Source organism: Burkholderia sp. AU28863, assembly GCF_002223195.1.
In the GTDB taxonomy this organism is placed as follows: Bacteria; Pseudomonadota; Gammaproteobacteria; order Burkholderiales; family Burkholderiaceae; genus Burkholderia; species Burkholderia sola.
Genome location: NZ_NKFE01000008.1, coordinates 708,333 through 726,162 on the forward strand (window position 1 = coordinate 708,333; position 17,830 = coordinate 726,162).

A 17,830-nucleotide genomic window follows, 5' to 3' on the forward strand; every position below is an offset into this window, starting at 1 on the left:
CTTCTTTTATTTCATCCCCGGCAACCGGGGTTTCATTTCGGTGCAGCGAGCACGTGCCTGGACAGTCATCAATTGATGCGCCGGCGCCGGGTCGGGCAACGTCCGTCACCGCTTGCGGCGCTTTCGCTGCCCTGCTCCACCCGTCATTCAAAGTTCGGACGAATTATGAGACACGAGCCTGAATTATTAAAGCCGGCATTCTTTATAGATTGTAAAATTCCAAATATTCAATGACTTACACAAAATACAGCCATTACGCAAACGATTTCGCGCCAACGCCGTTATTCAAAATCTTTTACCGAGCGGATAAATACTTTGCCAAAGCGGATTCCAATAATATTTTTCTTCAAAAAACAATCGGGGAGCCGCCCGGCCGCGCGAATAATCACTGGATATACGCGTAAACCATGAGTATTGACGCACATCGCCGCCTTACGTTCCTGTTGCAAACCGCCATTTTCGATAATCGCGAAGATTGAATGATGCGAATAGAGCCGTCATGTCTGGCCGGATTCGAAATATGCTCCTACAATTCCGCTCGCATCGATTCCGGCAGTCGCGATCGTTCACCACGCGATCACGGCAATCCGTCGCGTGTCGACCGGCTCCGTCATTAAAACGACGCACGCCGTGCGATGCGTCGAACGGTTGCATGCCACGCGACGCCGGGCTGCCCGGCATCGATGCGAGCGTGCGATGCCATGGATGCGTCGCCACAGAGCGGCTTCCGACGTTTCCACCGCACCGGGCAGGCCACCCGCGGAAACGCAGCCAACCGCCTTTTCATCACAGGTGCACGATGTCTTCACCGATCTCCGCGTTGAGCGACGCGCATATCCTGATCGTCGACGATCAACCCGACCAGCTCCGTTTGCTGATCGAGATCCTGCGCAGCACGGGATGCCGGATCAGCATCGCATTCGACGGCACGCAAGCGTGCCAGCGCGCGCAGGCGCTGATGCCCGACCTGATCCTGATGGACGTGCGCATGCCGCACATGGACGGCTTCACCGCATGCCGCCTGCTGGCCGCCGATCCGTTGACGAGCGCGATCCCGGTCATCTTCCTCACCGTGGCCGACGCGTTGCACGAACGGCTCGAGGGGCTCGAGATCGGTGGCGTCGACTATGTGGCGAAGCCGTTCGAGCCGGCGGAGGTGATCGCGCGGATTCGCGTGCAGTTGTCGCGGACGAAGCGCGAACGGCCGGCCGTGACGGAGCAGGCGGAACGCCCGCCCGCGGGCGGCAAGGAGGACGACATCATCGTGCGCGCGGCCATCCGCCACCTGTCGCGCACGCTGAACGATCCGCCGACGGTGGAGGAACTGGCGCGCGCGGTCGGCACGCACGAAAAGCGCTTGTCGCGCGCGTTTCGCGACAATCTCGGCCAGACCGTGTTCGAGTATCTGCGCTACGAGCGGCTGCGGATCGCGCAGGATCTGCTGGATTCCACGTCGCTCAGCATCGCCAGCATCGCGAAGGAAATCGGCTTTTCCACGCCGGCCAATTTCGCGACCGCCTTTCGCGAACGGTTCGGCATCACGCCGACCGAATGGCGGCGCCAGGCCCATGCCAGCGCGCGCACCGCGGCCCGGGAACCGCAACGCCGCGCGTAGGCCGCATGCGACGCGCTCCCGCCTACCAGTCGTATTTCGCGCTGGCCAGCACGGTCCGCTCGTTGCCGAACACGCACACCGCGTACGACTGGCAGCCGCTCACGTAGCGCCGGTCGAACAGGTTCGCGACGTTCACCGCGAAACGCCAGTGCGGCAGCTCGTAGTGGATCGCGAGGTCGTAAAGCGTCGCGCTCGGCACCGTCAGCGAATTGTCCGGCGCGCCCGCCGATGCGCTCTGGTAGCGCACGCCGCCGCCGACGCCGAGGCCCGCCAGCGCGCCGGTATGCCAGGTCCAGTCGGCCCACATCGACGCGATCTGCCGTGGCAGCGGCACCGACACCGGCCAGTGGTTCAGCGACGCGTCGTTCGCCTGCACGTTCTTGACGTCCTGATACGCATACGACGCGACGATCGACAGCTCGCGCGTCAGCTTGCCCACCGCGCTCAGCTCGACGCCGCGCGAGCGCACCTTGCCGGTCTGCACCGACGTCGTGCCGGTCGGGTCGAGATTGACCGGTGTCGGCGTCACGACGTGGGTCTGGTCGATCTGATACACGGCCGCGTTCAGCATCAGGTTGCGGCCGGCCGGCTCCCAGCGCAGCCCGGCCTCCGTCTGCGCGCCGCGGGTCGGCTTCGGCAGGCCGCCGCCGAACATCCGCACGCCGATGACCGGATCGAACGACGTCGAATAGCTGACGTACGGCGACAAACCGGCGTCGCCGCGATAGGTGAGCCCGACACGCCCGGAGAACGCACTGACGTCCTGCTGGGCGTGCGTGCCGGCCGTGCGGTCGTCGAACCGCGCATTCACGACATCCTCGCGGCCGCCGAGCGTCAGCGTCCAGCGCTGCCAGCGGATCTGGTCCTGCGCATAGACGCCGACCGCGTTCATCGCCGTGTACTGGTCGACGTGGCCGAGCGACGTCGGCCCCGAGAAGATCGCGGCCGTCACCGGCCGATACACCGGGTGGTACAGGTCCAGCGACGGCGCGAGCGCGAGGTACACGCTGTTGGTCGTCGTCTGCCGGTCGAACTGCACGCCGAACAGCAGCGTGTGTTCGAGCGGCCCCGCGCCGAAGCGCGCCTGCGCGTGGTTGTCGACGTCGAGCCGGCTGTAGTTGAGCTGGAACAGCCCCGCGAAACGCATCATGTTCGTCGTGCTGCGCGGCGCGAGGCCGTTGCCGAACACCGTCGCATCGTCGAGCGACAGGTGTGACCAGCGCACGTCCTGATGCAGCGTCCAGATCGCGTTCACGCGGTGTTCCAGCGCGTAGCCGAGCGACCATTGCTTCTTGCGGTAGTCGTTGAACGACGGGTCGCCCATGTAGAGATCCTGCGACAGGCGGCCGTTCGGGTTCGGCAGCACCGTGCCCGATGCGGGCAGGAAGTTCGACGAGATGTCGCCGCTGTCCTGCAGGAACGTCGCGGAAACCGTCAGCGACGTGTCGGCGTTCGGCCGCCACCGGAACGACGGCGCGAGCGCGACGCGCCGGTTACCGTTCGGGCCGGTCACCGCATTGCCGTCGCGCGCGACGCCGACGAAACGGTACGCATACTTGCGATCGGGGTCCAGCGTGTCGCCGACGTCGAGCATCGCTTGCTTGCGCGCATCGTTGCCGATCTGCACGCCGGCTTCGCGTACCCGCTCGCCATCGGCCAGCTTCGTGTGCGCGTCGACGATCGCGCCCGGCTCGCCCGCGCCGTACAGCACCGACGTCGGCCCGCGCAGCACCGCGATCGAATCGATCGTGTACGGATCGACGCGCCAGTTCGCGATCACGGCCGTGTCCGGCGCCGGCAGGCCGTCGACGTACAGCGTCGGCGTGAAGCCGCGCAGCGCCGCATACCAGTCGGTGCGGCTGTCGGCGCCGAACGTCGCGAAACCCGGCACGTAGCGCAACGCCTGGTTCAGGTCGGTCGCGCCGGTCATGTCGATCTGTTGCGCGGTCACGAGGTTGACCGTTTGCGGAATCTCGTCGATCGCCGTGTCGGTCTTGGTGCCGGTGGCGGTACGCCGCCCGACGAGCCCGACCGACGACGCATCGGCCGGCCCTCGCACGTCGATGGGCGGCAGCACGGCCGCTGTCGCCCCCGGCGCCGATGCCTGCGCGTACGCGCCGCCCGCGGCGGCCACGCACAACGCTCCGCCGGCCGCGATCACCGTCGCGCGCCGTCCCGCCCCTGTCTCCGTCCACATCGTGTCGATACTCCGTCGTGCTGGGTTGGCCCGTTCGGCCGGATCGGCGGACCGCGTCTCGCCGGGCCCGTCCGGTTGTGTCGTGATTGCCGTGCCGGCGAAGGCTGTGACGCCATCGGCCGGATGCACCGGCCCATGGCATCGTTCGCGAGCGCAGCGATCATACCGGCCGAACGTGGCGCGGTCTTTAAAAAATCAAATCGGCGACGGCGGCGGCACGCGGATTGCTCGTCGCCCGAACCGCATCAGGGACCGGCGCGGCCGGGCATCGACGTGACACGCACATCCGGTAGGATTCACATCGGCATTTCGGGCTGGCGCTACCCCGGCTGGCGGGGGACCTTCTACCCGCCCGACCTGAAGCAGGCCAACGAGCTGCGGTATGCATCGGGCCACATGCAGACGATCGAAATCAACGGCACGCACTACAGCTTGCAAGCACCTGACAGCTGGCGGCGCTGGTACGCCGACACGCCGCCCGGGTTCGTGTTCAGCGTGAAAGGCTCGCGTTACCTGACGCACATGCTGCGCTTTCGCGACGAAACGGCCACGACCGCGTGCGCGAATTTTTTCGCTCAGGGGCTGTTCGCGCTGAAGGACAAGCTCGGCCCGCTGCTGTGGCAATTCCCGCCGTCGCTGCGGTTCGATCCGGCTCACATGGAACGCTTCCTGAGCCTGCTCCCGCACGACACGGAAGCCGCGCTCACGCTCGCTCGACGGCACGATGCGCGGGTCCGGGAGCCGTATCTGCGGATCGACCGCAAGCGCGCGTTGCGTCATGCGGTGGAAGTACGGCACGACAGCTTCATGGATCCGGCGTTCGTGAAGCTGCTGCGCCGCCACAAGGTCGCGCTCGTCGTGTCGGATTCGACCGAGGCGTGGCCGCAGTTCGAGGATCTAAGCGCGCGGTTCGTCTATATCCGGCTGCACGGCACTGAAACGAAGTATTCGGGTGAATACGCCGATGCGGCGCTCGAACGATGGGCGCGCAGAATCGAAGCATGGAGCCGCGGCGCGCAGCCCGACGATGCGCGTCTCGCCGCACCGGCGCTGAAACCGCCGCGTGCGGCGACGCGCGACGTGTACTGCTATTTCGACAACGACACGAAAACGCAGGCGCCGTTCGATGCCGGGCGGCTCATGGCGCGGCTCGGGCTGCATGCGCACGATGCGGCGCCCGAATGAAGACGCTCCGCAAGCTGCGACCATCGGGAATGCTGTCCGGCATCGCAAGGCCAGGCCCGGAATATGCTCGTGCACGCCCGGATAGTACCCTCATCGCGCTCACGGCGCGCCCGGTAAATTTTGCACAGCCGATACCCGACGCCACGGGCCAATTCAGCAAGGAGAAAAAGCGATGACCCTGCTTATCTACCTGGTCGGATGGATCATTTTCATCGGCGGCGTCGCCTGGGGCTTGATGACGCTGCACGTCTCGCAGCACATCATCGAGATCGTCGCCGTCATCCTGTTCGGCATCGCGGTCATCACCGGCGCGACGCGCGCCCGAAATCGCGACCGGTCGTAGCGCGGCGCGAATGCCGCGATCGTGCCGACAGCAGCGTGCGCCCGGATGCGATCGGTACGCCGGAGCCCATCGGCACCGTCAATCGAGGTGTGCCGAATCGCCCGCGAGCCGCTCGTTCAGCACGCGCGCGTCGGCCTGCCGGTCCAGCGACAGGCACATGTCGCTCAACGCGTCGACGCGCGCACCGTCGAACGCCGTGCTTGCCAGCGCACGATATTTCGCGAGCAGCGCCGCATCCGGCAACGGATTGCGCGGATCGCCGAGGGCGATCGGAACGTGCCGCGATTCCCGCGTCCCGTCCGCGCGCTGCAGGATCACGGTCGGCTCGTCGAGATCGCCGAGCGCCGGGTCGACTTCGACCGTGATGCGCGCGAGCAGCGCAGTCACGCTTGGGTCGGTGCGCCGGTCCGCACGATAAGCGTCGATCCCGGTGTCGCCGAACGCGAGCGCCGCCGCAACCGCGTACGGCAGGCTCATCTGCGCGGACGACAGCGTCGACAGGTCCCGGCCGCCGCACATCCGCGCAACGAACGCGCTTGCACGCACCGTCACCCGTTCGATCTCGCCCGCCGCGAACGTGCGGCCGTCCGCGAGCTGCAGCGCCGCGTCGACCGCCGCATGCGCGCTGCGGCACGACGCGTGCGGCTTGATCGAGCAGCGCATCAGCTTCCAGTGCGTGCCCAGGCCGTCGGTCAACGCGTCGGGCGCATGCGATGGCGCGGCGAACGTATTGAAGAAGCCGCCCCACACGTCGTCGAACACGCGGGCGGGCCCGCTCACGCCTTCCCGGGCGAGCAATGCCGCCAGCACGCCGCCTTCGGCCGCCCGCCCGGCGTGCAGCCGCTTGGTTTGCGATCCGTCGTGAATGAAGCTCCAGAGGCCACCGGCGAAGCTCGCCGCGTGGCCCAATGCGTGACGCGTGCGCACGGCGTCGAGCCCGAGCACGCGCGCGCTCGCGGCGGCCGCGCCGAACACGCCGCAACTGAGCGTCGAATGCCAGCCCGCGCCGTTATGGGCCGCGTAGCCGCCCGCCGCCTCGAGCACGCGCCGACCGACGTCGTAACCGAGCGCGATTGCCAGCACGCATTCCCGGCCCGCGACGGGTTGACTGGCGCACGACAGCGCGGCCAGCACGGCGGGCAGCACGACCGCGCCCGAATGATCGCAGCCGCCGGCATCGTCGAGCTCGAGCGCGTGCGCGGCAATGCCGTTGACGAACGCCGCGTCGCGCGCACTCGCACGCCGTCGCGTGCCCCATAGCGACGCACCGCGTCCGACGGCGCCGGTCAGCGCGCGGGCGCTGCGCGTCTCGACGGCCGACGTGCCCGCCAGCGCGGCACCGAACGTGTCCAGGACATGGCGCTTGGCTTTCGCGACGACGTCGTCCGGTAATGCATCGGCGGAAGTCCGCGCAACGAATGCCGCGAGCCGCGTCGCGCGCGCGTGCGTGTCCGTCGTCATCGTGCCGCCTCCTCCGCCACGCAGCGTGCGAACACGTCGACCGGATGGCCCGGGGCGTTGACGGGTGCCTGCGCACGCCACCAGCGCGCGATGTCGTGCCCCGTCGCGAACCACGCATCGCCGGTGCCGCGCAGGTGCGCGAGCAACGCGCGCAGCAGATCGATTCGCCCGGCCGTGCCGATGATCTCGGGATGCAGGCGCAACACGCAGCACAGCCCGAAACGCCTGAACCCGTCGACGTCGCGCCGCCAGTTGTCGAGCACGTCGCGATACGCGGCGATGCGCGGCTGGCCTGCCGGCACGGGCGGCGACAGGTTGAACTCGAAATACGGTTCGTCCTCGAGTTCGTAGTGCAACGGCAGTTCGACGAGCCGTGCGCCGTTCGCGTCGCCGCCGCTACGCGGATGCACGTAAGGCAGATCGTCGCCGCGCCAGGACGACGACCACGTGAAACCGTCCGCGACGAGAAATTCGGCGAAGCCGTCGGCCCAGTTGCCGGTGAACGAGCGAAAGCCGTGCGCGTCGCGACCGGTCACATCCGCGAGCGCCGCACGCCCCGCGCGGCACGCGTCGACCTGCGCGGCAAGCGGCAACGCATCGAAATCTTCACAGCGATAACCGCTCACGCCGAGTTCGTGGCCGGCTGCGGCAATCTCGCATACCGTGCCGCGATGCGTGTCGGCGACGGCGCCGGGCACGAACCAGCTCGTCGGCACGCCGAACGCATCGAACGCCGCAAGCAGCCGGTCGACACCGCGCTTCGCGCCGTAACGCCAGACCGACAGCGATTTCTCGCGGCCGACGATACGCGGTTCGCGCGTCTGGATGCCATGAACGTCGTTGAAGTCGACCGTGATCGCGACCGCGTATCGCGCACCGCCCGGCCATGCAGGAAGGTGGGTCACGTACCGCTCCGTTGCGTGGGCGCCGCATCCCGCGCGGCCTGTGCGAGCCACCAGTCGGCGACATCGCGGCAACGCGCGAACCATACGCCGTCCTGCGCGCACATGTGGTCGAGCCAGGCCTCCAACAGCGCGATGCGTCCCGGTTTGCCGCATACCTTTGGATGAAGAAGCGTCGTCAGGCACAGCCCTTCACGATATACGCCGTCGAATTCGCGCGTCCAGTTGTCGAGCGTCGCGCCGTAGCCCGCGATCCGGTCGAGTCCGGCCGGGTAGTCGGGATTGCGGTGATACGCGAGCGACGCGTAGTCGTCGGTTTCCCAGCGACCGGGAATCTCGACGAGCGGCGGCTCGCCGTTCTCGCCGTGCAGCAGGTACGGCCGGTCGTCGCCGCGCATCGAGCTCGAATAGCGCACGCCCGCTTCGCGCAATACGGCCACCGTCGCGGCGCTCCAGTCGCCGGACGGCGTGCGGAACCCGACCGGCCGCACGCCGAGCGTGCGCGCGAAGATATCGGCCGATTGCGCCATGATCTCGCGCTGCCGATCGGGTTCGAGCGTCCAGAACGCTTCGTGCCGGTAGCCGTGATAGCCGATCTCGTGGCCGCGCTCGACGATCGCCGCGCATTGCGCGGGCCACGTTCGCGCGACCCAGGCGGGCACGAAGAACGTCGCGGGCAGCGCGAAGGACGCGAGCATGTCGAGCAGCCGGCCGAGCGCGCGCCACGGCCCGTAGCTGCCGAGCGTGAAATACGCGGGGTTGCGCCAGATCGACCCGTTCAGCATCGCGTCGCCGGTCGGGCCGTCGAGATCGAACGCGAGCGCGACGCATGCGCGCTTCGCGTCGGGCCAGCGGGGCGCCTGGTCCGTCATCGCGCGCTCAGCGGGTGCCGTTGATCATCGCCTTCGCCACCGCGTGTTCCTGCAGCCCCCATTTCGCGAGCAGCTTCCGGTACGAGCCGTCCGCGATCAGCTGGTCGAGCGCGGTCGTCAGCGCGCTGCTCAGCGCCGTGTTGCTCTTCGCGACGCCGATGCCCGTGTATTGCGACAGGAACGGCTTGCCGACCGGCGCATACGCGTTCTGCTCGAGGCTGTTCTGGTACGGCAGCGTCTCGCCGCCCTGCACCGCCGCGTCGATGCGGTTCTGGCGCAGCTGCATCCGCGCATCCGACGAGCCATCGGTGCCCACCACGACGATCGCCGGCTTGCCGGCCTTCACACAGTTCTCCGCGCTCCACGCGGTCGTATTGTCCGGGAACGACGTGCGCCGGCTCGACCCCACGCGCTTGCCGCACAGTGCGCTCATCTGCGCGAACTCGCCGGCGCGTGCCTTCAGCACGTAGAACTGCGGGCCCGTCTCGATGTAGTCGACGAACGTCACCGCATCGCGGCGCGTCGGCAGGTCGGTCATCCCGGACAGGATCATGTCCACGCGTTGCGTCGCGACCGCGCTCATCATCTGGTCGAAGCTCGTCTCGACCCAGTTGAGTTTCGCGCCCATCTTCGCGGCAAGCGCCTCGCCGAGATCGACGTCGAAGCCCGCGAGCTTGTCGGTCGCCGGATCCTTGTATTCGAACGGCGGATAGTTCGGCACGATCGCGACGTTCAGCGTGCGTTTCGCGCTCGCGGCCTGTGCGGTGGCGTACGGTGCATGAAGCACGAGCGCGCCGAATGCGACGGCGGCCAGCGTGCGGGTCAGGACGGATGCTTTCATGGGATGTCGCCTTCTTGGTGGAGTAATGGTGGGCTGCGCCGCTCGTATCGGCGGCGCGGTCGTTCGGGCCCTGCGCAACGGACCCGCCCGCTCATGCAATCACGGCCGAAATGAAGTCGCGCGTGCGCGCATGTGTCGGTGCGGACAGCACCTGGTCCGGCGGCCCGCTTTCGACGATCCGGCCGCCGTCCATGAACACGATGCGGTCGGCCACCTCGCGCGCGAAGCCGAGCTCGTGCGTGACGACGATCATCGTCATCCCGCTCTTCGCGAGATCGCGCATCACGGCCAGCACTTCGCCGACGAGTTCGGGATCGAGCGCCGACGTCGGTTCGTCGAACAGGATCAGTTGCGGATGCATCGCGAGCGCTCGCGCGATGGCGACGCGCTGCTGCTGGCCGCCCGACAGCTCGACCGGAAACGCGTCGCATTTGTGAGCGAGCCCGACGCGGGCAAGCAGCGCGCGCGCCTCCTCTTCCGCTTGCGCACGGCGGCGCTTGAGCACCTGCACGGGCCCCTCGATCACGTTTTCGAGCGCGGTCTTGTGCGGAAACAGGTTGAAGCGCTGGAACACCATGCTCGTCGCCAGCCGCTGGCGCGCGACCTGGCGCTCGGACAACTCGTGGAGCCGGTTGCCGGCGCGGCGATAGCCAGCCAGTTCGCCGTTGACCCACAGCGCGCCCGCGCTGATCGTCTCGAGCTGGTTGATGCAGCGCAGGAACGTGCTTTTGCCCGAACCCGACGGCCCGATGATGCACAGCACTTCGCCCTGTTCGACGTCGAGCGTGATGCCGTGCAGCGCCTGGAAATCGCCGTAGGATTTGCGCACGTCGACCGCGCGAACGACTGCATTCGGCATGACGTTCTCCCGATGGGTAAGGGTCGTGAGGGTCGTGAGGTTCATTTGCGGCCCGCCGCGCGCCCCGCGCCGCGTGCGAAGCGCCGTTCGACGCGGGCCTGCGCCAGCGACAGCACGGTGACGACGGCGAGATACCAGATGCCGGCGACGATCAGCAACTCGATCACGCGGGCATTCGCGTAGTAGATGTTCTGCGCGTTGTGCAGCATCTCCGCGTACTGCACGACGCTCGCGAGCGACGTCAGCTTGACCATGCCGATCAGTTCGTTGCCGATCGGCGGCACGATCACGCGCATCGCCTGCGGCAGGACGATCCGGCGCAGCGCCTGCAGGCGCGGCATGCCGATCGATTTCGCCGCCTCGTACTGGCCGACGTCGACCGACAGCAGCCCCGCCCGCACGACTTCCGACGTGTACGCGCCTTGATTGATGCCGAGTCCGAGCACCGCCGCGAGGAACGGCGTCATCACGTCGACGGTCCGGTATTCGGCGATGCCCGGAATGCCGAGCGTCGGAAACACCAGCGCCAGGTTGAACCACAGCAGCAACTGCAGAATCACCGGCGTGCCGCGGAACAGCCAGATGTAGCCCTGCGCGATCGCCCCGAGCACCGGGTTCGACGACAGCCGCATCACCGCGGTGACGACCCCGAGAACGACACCGAGCGTCATCGCGAGGACGGTCATCACGATCGTGTTGGCGAGCCCCGTCAGGATCGACCGCGCGGTCAGGAACTGGCCGACGACACGCCACTCGATCTGTCCGCGCGCGAACGCGGCGGCGATATAGGCGAGCGCGGCAACGATCGCGACCGATGCGACGTAGCGGCCCCAGTAGCGCCGGCGTACGCGCACGAGCGCGGCCGTGTCGTCCGCCGCCGCGTCGGCCGTCGCCGGTGCGCCGTCGAGGCGACGAGAATCGGATGCGCTCAGCATGACGGCCCCCGGTAATCGGCTGCCCACGCGACCTGGCGCCCGATTGCCTCGCTCAGGCGCTCGATCTGTTCTCGCACCCGTGCAGGCGAGGTGCCGCCCGCGCCGCCGCGTGCGGCGACGGCCGCGTCGAGCGTCAGATGCGCGCGTACCGCCGGTGCGAGGCGCGTGTCGACGGCCTGCAACTGTTCGGCGCTCGCGTCGGCCAGCTCGATGCCGTCCCGCTCGCACGCGCGCACGAGCGTGCCGGTGATCTCGTGCGCCTCGCTGAACGGCACGCCCGTCAGCGCGAGCCAGTCGGCGACCTCGGTGGCGAGCGTGAAGCCGAGGGGGGCCTGGCGGCGCATCTCGTCGACGTTCACGCGCATCGTGCGGATCATCCCCGCCATCGCCGGCAGCACGAGTTCGAGCGTGTCGATCGAATCGAACGCGGCGATCTTGTCTTCCGCGAGATCGCGGTTGTACGCGAGCGGCAGCGACTTCAGCGTCGCGAGCAGCCCCGTCAGGTTGCCGATCAGGCGCCCCGCCTTGCCCCGCGTGAGTTCCGCGATGTCCGGATTCTTCTTCTGCGGCATGATCGAGCTGCCGGTCGCGTAGCCGTCGTCGAGTTCCACCCAGCGGAATTGTCGCGACGTCCACAGGATCACTTCTTCCGACAGGCGAGACAGGTTCACGGCGAGCATGCTCGTGACGAACACGAATTCGGCGACGTGGTCGCGCGCGGCCACCGCGTCGATCGAGTTCTCGCACGGCGCGTCGTAACCCAGCTCCCGCGCCGACAGCTCGGGCCGCACGCAGATCGCCGAGCCCGCGAGCGCGGCCGCGCCGAGCGGCGAACGCGCGGTGCGACGGTCCCAGTCGACCAGGCGATCGGCGTCGCGATACAGCGACTGCGCGTGGGCGAGCAATTGATGGCCGAACACGATCGGCTGCGCGGGCTGCAGGTGGGTGAATCCGGCCGTCACCGTGTCGACATGCCGGCTCGCCTGGCCGATCAGCGCATCCTGCAGGTCGAGCACGCCGCGCACGAGCTGACGCGCCTTGTCGCGCAGGTACAGGCGCAGGTCGTTCGCCGCCTGGTCGTTGCGCGAGCGCCCGGCGCGCAGCTTGCCGCCGAGCGCCGGCAGCCGCTGCGTGAGCACGCGCTCGAGGAACGTGTGCACGTCCTCGTCGGCGAGCGATGGCGCGATCGCGCCGGCCGCATAGTCGCGCGCGATGCCGTCCATCGCGTCCAGCAGTTGCGCGAGGTCGTCGTCGTTCAGGATACCCGCGCGGTTCAGTTCGCGCGCATGGGCCCGGGAGCCTGCCAGATCGTACGGCACGAGACGGAAGAAACTCGGATCCGAGCGGGACAGATTCTGCAGCGCGTCGGACGGCTCCGACTGGAAGCGGCCGCCCCACAGGCGTTCGATCGGTTCGGTAAGGCTCATTGCGGTCGACCTCGACTCGGTTGGATTAGCCCTACTGTAGGCATTCAATTTTTTTTGTTGTAGCGAGAAATTGAATCCGTTTTAATGAAATTTTTCTCAGTATCGTCGCCCGCGACGCGCCCCGCCGATGCGCAACCGCCTGCCCCCGCTCAACCCGCTTCGCGCATTCGAAGCCGCCGCCCGGTGCGGCAGCGTGTCGGCCGCCGCCGACGAGCTGCACGTGACCGCGAGCGCGGTCAGCCACCAGATCCGCATTCTCGAAAACACGCTCGGCATCGCGCTATTCGTCCGATCAAAGGCCCGCGTGAAGCTCACGCCCGAAGGCGAGGCGCTGCTGGAACCGGTCGGTACCGCGTTCGACATGATCGCGAACGCCACCGTCAGGCTCGATTCGCCGGCCGCCGCCGGCGATCTCGTCGTGTCGACGCCGCTGTCGCTGACGTCGCGCTGGCTCGCCCGGCACATCGGCGATTTTCTGGAGCGTTATCCGGGTATCCATCTGAAAGTGATTCCGTCGAACGACGATCGCGAAACCTATTCGGCAGACGTCGACGTCTGCATTCGCTACGGGGAAGGCAACTGGCGCAACCGGCGCGTCGAGCTGCTCGCGCATCCGGCGCTGTTCCCGGTCGTGAGCCCGGCGTTGATGAACGGGCCCGATGCGATCCGCAAGGTGCAGGATCTCGCGGGGCGGACGCTGTTCTGCGAGCATGCGGGCTCGTGGACGCGGTGGCTGGCGCAAGCGAACGCCGACAAGCTGCCGGGCATCCGCATTCTCGAAATCGGCAACGCGCACATCGGCGTCGAAGCCGCGGTACACGGGCAAGGCGTCGCGCTCGGCGACAGCCTGTCGGTGCGCGACGACCTGATCGACGGCACGCTCGTGCGGCCGTTCAGCGCCACGGTGCCGTCACGCCACGCATACTATCTCGTCACGCGTCATGAACTGGCCGAGTCGCCGCTCGTGACCGCGTTCACGTCGTGGCTGCGGGCACGCCTCGCGTGATGCGCGTCGCCGCGCGGCGTGCTCACGCACCGAGGCTCGCGAGGTCGTCCCACACGATGACGATGTTGCGCGATCGCCAGACCGGCCCCGGATCGATGTATTCGCCGGCGGGCCGGCCGTGCAGCGCCGCATAGAACGCAATCGCCGCGTCGTTGCCGTCGACGACGCTCAACGCGGCGCCTCGATACCGCAATCGGCCCAGATGCGTCGCGAGCCGGGCGAGCAGCTGGCGGCCGATGCCGCGACGCTTGAATCCGGGATCGACATACAGGAACTTGATCTCGCCCCGGCCGTTGAATATCGGATCGGACGGTGCGCCGGCGGCGCCGATGCCGACGATCCTGCCGTCGATCTCCGCCACCAGCACAAGCCGGTTCCCGTCGTTCGACGACAGCTTTTCATTCCATTGCTTGTGGCGATAGTGTTCGTCGAGAACGGCGTGCGCTTCGGCCGGCGCGAGATCCCGGTAGGTATGCCGCCAGACCTTGACATGAAAATCGGCGATCGCCCGCGCATCGCCGATCGTTGCGGACCGGATGGATAGGCCAGTCATTGAGGACGCTCCCGGAGGCATCGCGCCGACGGGCGCGATGTGCACGACGGATTGTGGACGATCCGTGCAACGCTGTCGAACGACCTTCGCGGCCGCGCGATCCAGCGGTCGGTCCGTCGCGGCGTCTTTTACCCACGCCCGCGCCGCATCCTGAGCGTCGCCGACGGCGATTCGCCGAACGCCCGCTTGTACTCGATCGCGAACCGCCCAAGGTGCGCGAAGCCCCATTTCAGCGCCACGTCGGTGACCGACGCGAGCCCCGGCGTGTCGTCGGCCAGCAGTTCGTCGCGCACATGTTGCAGACGCAACTGCCGTACGAAGCCCATCGGCGTGATCCCGTGGCGATTGCGGAAGCCGGCGAACAGCGTGCTCGGGCTGACGCCGGCGAGATCGGCGAGCCGTTCGATCGTCAGCGGCTCGTCGAGATGTGCGCGGATGTATTCCTCGACACGTCGCACGTAGAACGGCGCGAGCGGTGCCGGCGCGGAACGGGTGCCGTTGCGCGCGGTGTTCGGGTGGCCGTACAGCAGCAGGTTCAGCAACGTCGATTCGAGCTGCTCGAACGCGAGCGGATGACGCAGCGGATGCGCGTCCGTCGCGATCGCGCCGGCGAGCACCGGCAGCATCTGCGCGAGACAGGCGCCCTGCGGCGACGACAGGCTGAATTCCGGTTCGAATTCCACGGGCATGCGCCGGTCGTCGCCGAAATGCCGCTGCGCGTGGCGCTCCATCACGTCGCGCTCGATGCGCAGGATGACTTGCGGACACGCTTCGCCCCATCGCATCCGGAGCGGCAGCGTGGGCGACAGCAGCGACGCCGTGTCGGGCGACGACACGAAGCGCGTCGCGCCGCATTCGATCTCTGCGTCGCCGCGCAGCGGAATCTGCAACAGATAGAAATGTTCGAGCGGCCCCGGTTCGATCGACACCTCGCCGCCGTAATCGAGCAGGTTCAACGACAGGTTGCCCCAGCGCGCATGATGCATGCAGCTGTGCAGCGCACGCGATTCGCCGGTCGGCGTGAGCCGGTGCGGCTTGAACACGTCGGCGACGCGCGCGCGCACCTCGTCGACGTCGTTCGACTGCAGCAGCAGCGTGTCGTGATTGAAACAGGCGGCGTCGGCCAGCCAGCCGGTTTCGGAAAATTGCGCCATCGAAGTTCTCCCGTCGTGCTCGATCGCACTCGCGCCGTGCATGCATTCCCGATATCGGGGAAGGCGTCGCACGATCCGGACAGCGCCCGGAGTATCCGGATAGTCCGTCCTGCGAAACACGCAAGTCCCGCGCAAGCCATGCAAGAAGCGGACCGTTCGCGCATCGTAGAAAACTGTGCGGGCTGTCCGCATCCGCACATACCCGCGGTCGGCCGCGGCACGTCGGCCCGCGGCGGCCGCTGCCGCAGGTTTCCGGAATTCGTGGATACCGGCCGAAGAAAGCGGATAGAAGCGTGCTTTTCGGCCGCCAATACTGGGCCGTCACCGAAACCAACCGCACGGAGGGACACATGAACGGACGTCACATCGAGATTCCATCGCCGGACGGCGGCGCGTTCCGCGCGTACCTGAGCACGCCGGCCGGCGGCACCGGGCCGGGCATCGTGCTCTGTCACGAGATCTTCGGCGCGAACGCGACGATGCGGGACGTGGCCGACTACTACGCCGAGGAAGGCTATACGGTGCTCGTGCCGGACCTGTTCTGGCGCCAGTCGCCGGGCATCGAGCTCGGGTATGCGGCGGCCGATTTCGAGCGCGCGATGGCCCTTTATCGACAATTCGACGAAAACAAGGGTGTCGAGGACGTCGGCGCCGCGCTGGACGCGCTCCGCCAGCGGCCGGAATGCACGGGCAAGGCCGGCGTGCTCGGCTACTGCCTCGGCGGCAAGCTCGCGTACCTCGCCGCGTGCCGGCTGCCGGGCGCGGCCGCGGCGGTCAGTTACTACGGCGTGGGCATCGAGCATGCGCTGGACGAAGCCGCGCACCTGCATGGGCGGCTCGTGCTGCAGATCGCGGCGCAGGACCGCTTCTGCCCGCCCGACGCGCAGCAGCGCATCGCGGATACGCTGTCCGGCCGCGACGGCGTCGAAGTCTACGTCTACCCCGGCGTCGACCACGCGTTCGCCCGCGCCGGTGGCGATCATTACGACCAAGCCGCCGCGGTCATGGCCCACCAGCGCGCGATCGCCGCGTTCCGCGCCGCGCTCGGCCCGCACTACGACCTGTCCGCACTGTGGGAAACGCATCTGAAGCACGAGTTCGACACGCGCAACGTCGACGCAACGATGGCCACGATGGTCGCCGAGCCGTACGTCAACCATATTCCGACGCTGACGGGCGGCGTCGGCCACGACGAGCTCAAGCGCTTCTACACGCATCACTTCGTGCATGCGAACCCGCCCGACACGACGATCACGCCGATCTCGCGCACGATCGGCGCGAGCCAGATCGTCGACGAGCTGCTGTTCTGCTTCACGCATACCACCGAGATCGACTGGATGCTGCCGGGCGTCGCGCCGACCGGCAAGCGCGTCGAGATTCCGCTCGTCGCGATCGTCAAGTTTCGCGGCGACAAGCTCTATCACGAGCACATCTACTGGGATCAGGCGAGCGTGCTCGTGCAGATCGGGCTGCTCGACCCGTCCGGCCTGCCGGTCGCGGGCGTCGACACGGCCCGCAAGCTGCTCGACGTCACCGTGCCGTCGAACGGCCTGATGCGCCGCTGGCGCGACAGCGCGCCGTCCACCGGTGCGCGCTGACGCGGCCCCACCCTCACCCCATGATTCACGGAGACACCCCATGAATGCCCTTGCTGGCAAAGTCGCGCTCGTCACCGGCGGCGCCACGCTGATCGGCGCCGCGGTCGCGCAGGACCTGAGCCGCGCCGGTGCGTGCGTCGCGATCCTCGATCTCGATGCGGACAACGGCGCACGCGTGGCCGCGTCGCTCGGCGAACGGGCGCTCTTCATCGCGCTCGACATCACCGACGACCGCGCGATCGAGCGTGCGATCGCGACGATCGTCGAACGGTTCGGCGCGATCGACGTACTCGTCAACCTCGCGTGCAGCTATGTCGACAACGGCATCCAAGCGACCCGCAACGACTGGCTCGCGGCGATGGACGTCAACGTCGTGTCGGCGGCGATGCTCGCGAAGGCCGTGCATCCGCACATGGCCCGGCGCGGCGGCGGCGCGATCGTGAACTTCAGCTCGATCTCCGCGCAGTGCGCGCAGACCGGCCGCTGGCTGTATCCGACCTCCAAGGCCGCGATCCGCCAGCTCACGCGCAGCATGGCGATGGATCTCGCGCCCGACCGGATTCGCGTCAACTCGGTGTCGCCCGGGTGGACCTGGTCGCGCGTGATGGACGAGCTGACGCACGGCGACCGCGCGAAGACCGATCGCGTCGCCGCGCCGTTTCATCTGCTTGGCCGCGTCGGCGATCCGTCGGAAGTCGCGCAGGTCGTCACGTTCCTGTGCAGCGACGCGGCGAGCTTCGTGACGGGCGCCGACTACGCGGTGGACGGCGGCTACGCCGCGATGGGCCCCGAACAGGCGGTGCCGGCGATTCCGCGGCTCGCGGAGTGACCGCGCTGCCGCACTGTTTCCCTCGATCATTCCGGCCGTCACGCGGCCAACCA

General features: G+C 67.9%; 16 protein-coding genes. 6 read left to right on the top strand and 10 right to left on the bottom strand.

All coding sequences use genetic code 11. The features are described 5' to 3' along the window. Nucleotides 1–799: 799 nt before the first annotated feature. Complete coding sequence (locus CFB81_RS33015) at nucleotides 800–1,615, top strand: response regulator (protein WP_089437946.1); 816 nt, start codon at nucleotides 800–802, stop codon at nucleotides 1,613–1,615. Nucleotides 1,616–1,637: 22 nt separating this feature from the next. Here the strand turns inward: CFB81_RS33015 and CFB81_RS33020 are convergent, their stop codons facing one another. Continuing rightward, nucleotides 1,638–3,812 (bottom strand): TonB-dependent siderophore receptor, encoded by a 2,175-nt coding sequence (locus CFB81_RS33020; RefSeq protein WP_089437947.1) that lies wholly within the window; start codon nucleotides 3,810–3,812, stop codon nucleotides 1,638–1,640. Nucleotides 3,813–4,085: 273 nt separating this feature from the next. Between CFB81_RS33020 and CFB81_RS33025 the strand changes: the two genes are divergently transcribed. Next, nucleotides 4,086–4,997 carry a DUF72 domain-containing protein gene (locus CFB81_RS33025; RefSeq protein ID WP_089438176.1) on the top strand — a complete coding sequence of 304 codons (912 nt, stop codon included), beginning with the start codon at nucleotides 4,086–4,088 and terminating at the stop codon, nucleotides 4,995–4,997. Between the two features lie 172 nt (nucleotides 4,998–5,169). Next, nucleotides 5,170–5,340 carry a hypothetical protein gene (locus CFB81_RS36350; RefSeq protein WP_006397039.1) on the top strand — a complete coding sequence of 57 codons (171 nt, stop codon included), beginning with the start codon at nucleotides 5,170–5,172 and terminating at the stop codon, nucleotides 5,338–5,340. Between the two features lie 78 nt (nucleotides 5,341–5,418). Here the strand turns inward: CFB81_RS36350 and CFB81_RS33030 are convergent, their stop codons facing one another. The 7 genes from CFB81_RS33030 to argH all read right to left on the bottom strand — a co-directional run bounded on the left by CFB81_RS33030 (nucleotide 5,419) and on the right by argH (nucleotide 12,637). Then, nucleotides 5,419–6,801 (bottom strand): MmgE/PrpD family protein, encoded by a 1,383-nt coding sequence (locus CFB81_RS33030; RefSeq protein ID WP_089437948.1) that lies wholly within the window; start codon nucleotides 6,799–6,801, stop codon nucleotides 5,419–5,421. Beyond that, nucleotides 6,798–7,706 (bottom strand): polysaccharide deacetylase, encoded by a 909-nt coding sequence (locus CFB81_RS33035; RefSeq protein WP_069619971.1) that lies wholly within the window; start codon nucleotides 7,704–7,706, stop codon nucleotides 6,798–6,800. The genes CFB81_RS33030 and CFB81_RS33035 overlap by 4 nt, the downstream gene beginning before the upstream one ends. Beyond that, complete coding sequence (locus tag CFB81_RS33040; protein WP_089437949.1) at nucleotides 7,703–8,575, bottom strand: polysaccharide deacetylase; 873 nt, start codon at nucleotides 8,573–8,575, stop codon at nucleotides 7,703–7,705. Before CFB81_RS33040 ends, CFB81_RS33035 begins: the two co-directional genes overlap by 4 nt. A 7-nt stretch (nucleotides 8,576–8,582) precedes the next feature. Beyond that, on the bottom strand, nucleotides 8,583–9,416 hold the full coding sequence (locus CFB81_RS33045) for an ABC transporter substrate-binding protein (protein WP_089437950.1): 834 nt from the start codon (nucleotides 9,414–9,416) through the stop codon (nucleotides 8,583–8,585). 91 nt (nucleotides 9,417–9,507) lie between these two features. After that, on the bottom strand, nucleotides 9,508–10,275 hold the full coding sequence (locus CFB81_RS33050) for an amino acid ABC transporter ATP-binding protein (protein WP_069619969.1): 768 nt from the start codon (nucleotides 10,273–10,275) through the stop codon (nucleotides 9,508–9,510). 41 nt (nucleotides 10,276–10,316) lie between these two features. After that, a complete protein-coding gene (locus tag CFB81_RS33055) occupies nucleotides 10,317–11,210 on the bottom strand; it encodes an amino acid ABC transporter permease (RefSeq protein WP_089437951.1) in 894 nt (297 codons plus the stop codon). Beyond that, nucleotides 11,204–12,637, bottom strand: coding sequence for an argininosuccinate lyase (gene argH, locus CFB81_RS33060; RefSeq protein WP_069619967.1), 1,434 nt, complete (start codon nucleotides 12,635–12,637; stop codon nucleotides 11,204–11,206). Before argH ends, CFB81_RS33055 begins: the two co-directional genes overlap by 7 nt. 127 nt (nucleotides 12,638–12,764) lie before the next feature. Here argH and gcvA point away from each other — a divergent pair, with 127 nt between their 5' ends. After that, nucleotides 12,765–13,643, top strand: coding sequence for a transcriptional regulator GcvA (gene gcvA, locus CFB81_RS33065; protein WP_069619966.1), 879 nt, complete (start codon nucleotides 12,765–12,767; stop codon nucleotides 13,641–13,643). Nucleotides 13,644–13,665: 22 nt separating this feature from the next. Here gcvA and CFB81_RS33070 read toward each other — a convergent pair whose 3' ends face one another. Then, nucleotides 13,666–14,424, bottom strand: a complete 759-nt coding sequence (locus CFB81_RS33070) for a GNAT family N-acetyltransferase (RefSeq protein WP_256976411.1) — start codon at nucleotides 14,422–14,424, stop codon at nucleotides 13,666–13,668. Further along, the gene (locus tag CFB81_RS33075; protein ID WP_089438177.1) at nucleotides 14,325–15,350 is read right to left on the bottom strand and encodes an AraC family transcriptional regulator; all 1,026 of its coding nucleotides are present in this window, start codon (nucleotides 15,348–15,350) and stop codon (nucleotides 14,325–14,327) included. The genes CFB81_RS33070 and CFB81_RS33075 overlap by 100 nt, the downstream gene beginning before the upstream one ends. Nucleotides 15,351–15,700: 350 nt before the next feature. Between CFB81_RS33075 and CFB81_RS33080 the strand changes: the two genes are divergently transcribed. Together CFB81_RS33080 and CFB81_RS33085 are read left to right on the top strand one after the other, a co-directional pair. Beyond that, nucleotides 15,701–16,948 (top strand): dienelactone hydrolase family protein, encoded by a 1,248-nt coding sequence (locus CFB81_RS33080; protein ID WP_089438178.1) that lies wholly within the window; start codon nucleotides 15,701–15,703, stop codon nucleotides 16,946–16,948. A gap of 40 nt (nucleotides 16,949–16,988) precedes the next feature. Beyond that, nucleotides 16,989–17,777, top strand: coding sequence for an SDR family oxidoreductase (locus CFB81_RS33085; RefSeq protein ID WP_069619962.1), 789 nt, complete (start codon nucleotides 16,989–16,991; stop codon nucleotides 17,775–17,777). The last annotated feature ends 53 nt before the right edge of the window (nucleotides 17,778–17,830 follow it).

What these genes read in the sequence shown, in the direction of transcription:
- CFB81_RS33015 (WP_089437946.1), top strand. Translation starts at nt 800, where the DNA reads ATGTCTTCACCGATCTCCGCGTTGAGCGACGCGCATATCCTGATCGTC.
- CFB81_RS33020 (WP_089437947.1), bottom strand. Translation starts at nt 3,812, where the DNA reads ATGTGGACGGAGACAGGGGCGGGACGGCGCGCGACGGTGATCGCGGCC.
- CFB81_RS36350 (WP_006397039.1), top strand. Translation starts at nt 5,170, where the DNA reads ATGACCCTGCTTATCTACCTGGTCGGATGGATCATTTTCATCGGCGGC.
- CFB81_RS33030 (WP_089437948.1), bottom strand. Translation starts at nt 6,801, where the DNA reads ATGACGACGGACACGCACGCGCGCGCGACGCGGCTCGCGGCATTCGTT.
- CFB81_RS33040 (WP_089437949.1), bottom strand. Translation starts at nt 8,575, where the DNA reads ATGACGGACCAGGCGCCCCGCTGGCCCGACGCGAAGCGCGCATGCGTC.
- CFB81_RS33045 (WP_089437950.1), bottom strand. Translation starts at nt 9,416, where the DNA reads ATGAAAGCATCCGTCCTGACCCGCACGCTGGCCGCCGTCGCATTCGGC.
- CFB81_RS33050 (WP_069619969.1), bottom strand. Translation starts at nt 10,275, where the DNA reads ATGCCGAATGCAGTCGTTCGCGCGGTCGACGTGCGCAAATCCTACGGC.
- CFB81_RS33055 (WP_089437951.1), bottom strand. Translation starts at nt 11,210, where the DNA reads ATGCTGAGCGCATCCGATTCTCGTCGCCTCGACGGCGCACCGGCGACG.
- argH (WP_069619967.1), bottom strand. Translation starts at nt 12,637, where the DNA reads ATGAGCCTTACCGAACCGATCGAACGCCTGTGGGGCGGCCGCTTCCAG.
- gcvA (WP_069619966.1), top strand. Translation starts at nt 12,765, where the DNA reads ATGCGCAACCGCCTGCCCCCGCTCAACCCGCTTCGCGCATTCGAAGCC.
- CFB81_RS33070 (WP_256976411.1), bottom strand. Translation starts at nt 14,424, where the DNA reads ATGGGGCTTCGCGCACCTTGGGCGGTTCGCGATCGAGTACAAGCGGGC.
- CFB81_RS33075 (WP_089438177.1), bottom strand. Translation starts at nt 15,350, where the DNA reads ATGGCGCAATTTTCCGAAACCGGCTGGCTGGCCGACGCCGCCTGTTTC.
- CFB81_RS33080 (WP_089438178.1), top strand. Translation starts at nt 15,701, where the DNA reads ATGAACGGACGTCACATCGAGATTCCATCGCCGGACGGCGGCGCGTTC.
- CFB81_RS33085 (WP_069619962.1), top strand. Translation starts at nt 16,989, where the DNA reads ATGAATGCCCTTGCTGGCAAAGTCGCGCTCGTCACCGGCGGCGCCACG.